This is a genomic window from Bartonella sp. AD24XZML (assembly GCF_042196485.1).
GTDB lineage: Bacteria > Pseudomonadota > Alphaproteobacteria > Rhizobiales > Rhizobiaceae > Bartonella.
Genome location: NZ_JBHIQH010000103.1, coordinates 1 through 1,486, shown reverse-complemented (window position 1 = coordinate 1,486; position 1,486 = coordinate 1). Strand labels below are relative to the sequence as shown.

The 1,486-nt window shown below is 39.7% G+C and carries 1 protein-coding gene; it reads right to left on the bottom strand.

Annotation, left to right across the window (positions count from 1 at the left end; all coding sequences use genetic code 11):
* Positions 1-231: 231 nt before the first annotated feature.
* The gene (locus ACFIMX_RS08980) at positions 232-639 is read right to left on the bottom strand and encodes a hypothetical protein (RefSeq protein WP_375676785.1); all 408 of its coding nucleotides are present in this window, start codon (positions 637-639) and stop codon (positions 232-234) included.
* Positions 640-1,486: the final 847 nt, after the last annotated feature.

Here is a 1,486-nt window from a genome sequence, read left to right as displayed (position 1 = left end):
CCAGCTGTAGTTAAGAGAGCTATGCAGCTCAATAGTTTTAAGATTTTTTTCATTTTCCCCTCTTTCAATGGATTTATTTACGATAAAAAGGCTCTAAAGCCTGTTGATATTTTATCTCCGTTTTTCAAGACAGTTCTGGACTGAGTTGAGATGGTAGATTGAGAAAACAATCGCGCCATTCCAAGCAAAGGCAAGAATAGTGGGATTGTTGGTCATTACAAACAGCAAGACTTAAGGCTGGCATTTGCGACTATTTTTATATTTTTTACAAAACGGGCTGTTCAAGCGCTTCTTGACACTGCGCTGTGGAACAACAGCACCTGGACGACAAGCCGGAAGATTCTTTCCTTGAAAATTCTCACACCACGTTCCTGCCTCTGTATCTTTATAGCGGAATCCTGATTGAACCATACAAGAATCAATGAACGCCTTTTTATTTAAACTTAACTTTCTATTTTCTGGATCCTTATCATAAGGGGTTGGCATACCACATTCTAATAAGGCTTTTCCTACCTCTGTAAAATCAGTAACACCATTTTTCTCCCATGCGCTCAAATACCCCCCAGGAGTTTTATTAAACTGACATCCGGTGATACTTAACAAAGTTACAGCACCTAATAGCTTTAGAGTTTGTTTCATTTTTTACTCCATTATTTAATTCAAGGTTTTTGTTTTAAATGAGATGAGCCATACCTTTTTTGGCATTTTTGACCCGCATCTCCAAGACAGGTATGGGAACTTATGGGATTCATGACCACTCTCCACCATTCTTTCCACATGTTACTACCAGTAGGTATTGTCTCGTAAGTATAGCCATTGCCACCAATAATTCTGCTGACAAAGTCATATCTATTCCCATCAAAGCCAATAGTGATTTGTTTGCCATCACTCACATAACCTAACAAACCGGATGCCGCCAAAACATTAAAGGCGGGCCCATAGAGNCCCGCGACTATGTCCATAAAGTTCTAACCCTGTAAGACCATAGCTATACATCAAATCTTTTGCTTCTTGTGTTGAATTGGTCAAACCCCAAAAGTTATTTTCCATAAACTTCTGATAGCCCGCGACTAGAAGTTCTGAGATAGCAGAATCGGCTTCTGGGAACACAACAAAATAAAGCGGTTCATTTTTATTCTCCGCATGTTGCTCTGCATAAACAGCGGCTTCATAGGGTGGCGTAAAGATGCCATTAAAGGACACATGCACTTTGCCATCAGAGCCTTCTTGCAAATACTGCTTTTCTTCATCCGTTAAATAATGAAACTTAGGTATTTTTTGTCCACGAGCGTCTTCTATAGGCTCTCCATTTGCATCTATTTCATAGATTATATTACCCTTTTCATCACGGTCGACCACGGCAATGGGATGCTCTTTGATAAACATGGTTTTATAGGAGTCATCACTGTATTTAAACCCTTCTTCTAAAAGTTGTGTCGCCATTTCGCGATTTTCATGGACGATTTGTTCCAGCTTGCCTACATCG

Coding starts and splice junctions, on each gene's coding strand:
- ACFIMX_RS08980 (WP_375676785.1), bottom strand. CDS start 639: ATGAAACAAACTCTAAAGCTATTAGGTGCTGTAACTTTGTTAAGTATC.